The sequence below is a fragment of the Polaromonas sp. genome (genome assembly GCF_030682935.1).
Lineage (GTDB): Bacteria > Pseudomonadota > Gammaproteobacteria > Burkholderiales > Burkholderiaceae_C > Polaromonas.
The window spans coordinates 1-1,007 of the sequence record NZ_JAUXNA010000358.1 but is presented as its reverse complement, the minus strand read 5'-3'; the positions used below and the strand labels follow the sequence as shown (position 1 = coordinate 1,007).

General features: G+C 59.0%; 1 protein-coding gene and 1 pseudogene. Both read left to right on the top strand.

Annotation, left to right across the window (positions count from 1 at the left end; genetic code table 11):
• On the top strand, positions 1-576 hold a 576-nt coding region (locus tag Q8K05_RS16710; RefSeq protein WP_305247741.1), incomplete at its 5' end, for an MFS transporter.
• A 229-nt stretch (positions 577-805) separates the two neighbouring features.
• A pseudogene (locus tag Q8K05_RS16705) lies at positions 806-1,007 on the top strand (class I SAM-dependent methyltransferase); the annotation flags it as partial.

The window sequence follows — 1,007 nt, the reverse complement described above, 5'->3', positions numbered from 1 at the left end:
CAGCTCTTGATGGCGGGCTACTTTGTCTGCGGCTTTCAGGTGGTGTTCATTGGCGTTCACATGCCCAGCTACCTCAAGGACCAAGGCCTGTCGCCGCAGGTGGCAGGCTACGCGCTGGCACTGATTGGCCTTTTCAATGTGTTTGGCACCTACATTGCGGGCTCGCTGGGCCAGCGCATTGCCAAACGCAAGATATTGGCCACCATTTACCTGTCGCGCGCCGTCGTCATCGCCGTTTTTCTGGCCGCGCCACTGAGCCCGGCCAGCGTCTATATTTTTTCCAGCCTGATGGGCCTGCTGTGGCTGTCAACGGTTCCGCCCACCAACGCGATGGTGGCGCAGATTTTCGGCATCCAGCATATGTCGATGCTGAGCGGCTTCATTTTCTTCAGCCACCAGATCGGCTCGTTCATGGGTGTCTGGCTGGGCGGCTACCTGTATGACCGCACCGGCAGCTACGACATCGTCTGGTACATCGCGATTGCGCTGGGTGTGTTGGCGGCGCTGGTGAACATGCCGATACGCGAAACGCCGATTGCCAGGCCCCGTCATGGCGAACTGCCGCAGGGCGCATGACATGGCGCGCAAGGTGATGCCGTGGGCGCTCGCGATCATCCTTTTGCTGGCGGTGTTCGCCCTTTACACACGGCCCGATTTCCTGTTGACCGTGGCAGACCAGGTCTGGAGCTGTTTTTAAGCGTTTTAAGCCTCCAGCCCAGTAAGGACGGGCGTAAGTAGCTATCAAAAAAATAGTTACTATGGTTTTCTCTGTCCGCCCTCCCTCCCCATAAAAAGTGAATTTCCGGTGAACGAATCCATAGTCAAACAAAATGCTTCGCACGGCACAGCGCCCGCTTCGACCTGGGTCCAGCGCTGGTCGCACCTCGTGGCAGACCGGGGTGTGGTGCTCGATGTCGCCTGCGGACAGGGCCGCCACGCCCGCTGGTGTTATGAACGACATCACCCGGTTGTGCTGGTGGACCGGGCGCGGGAAGCGATTGAATCCA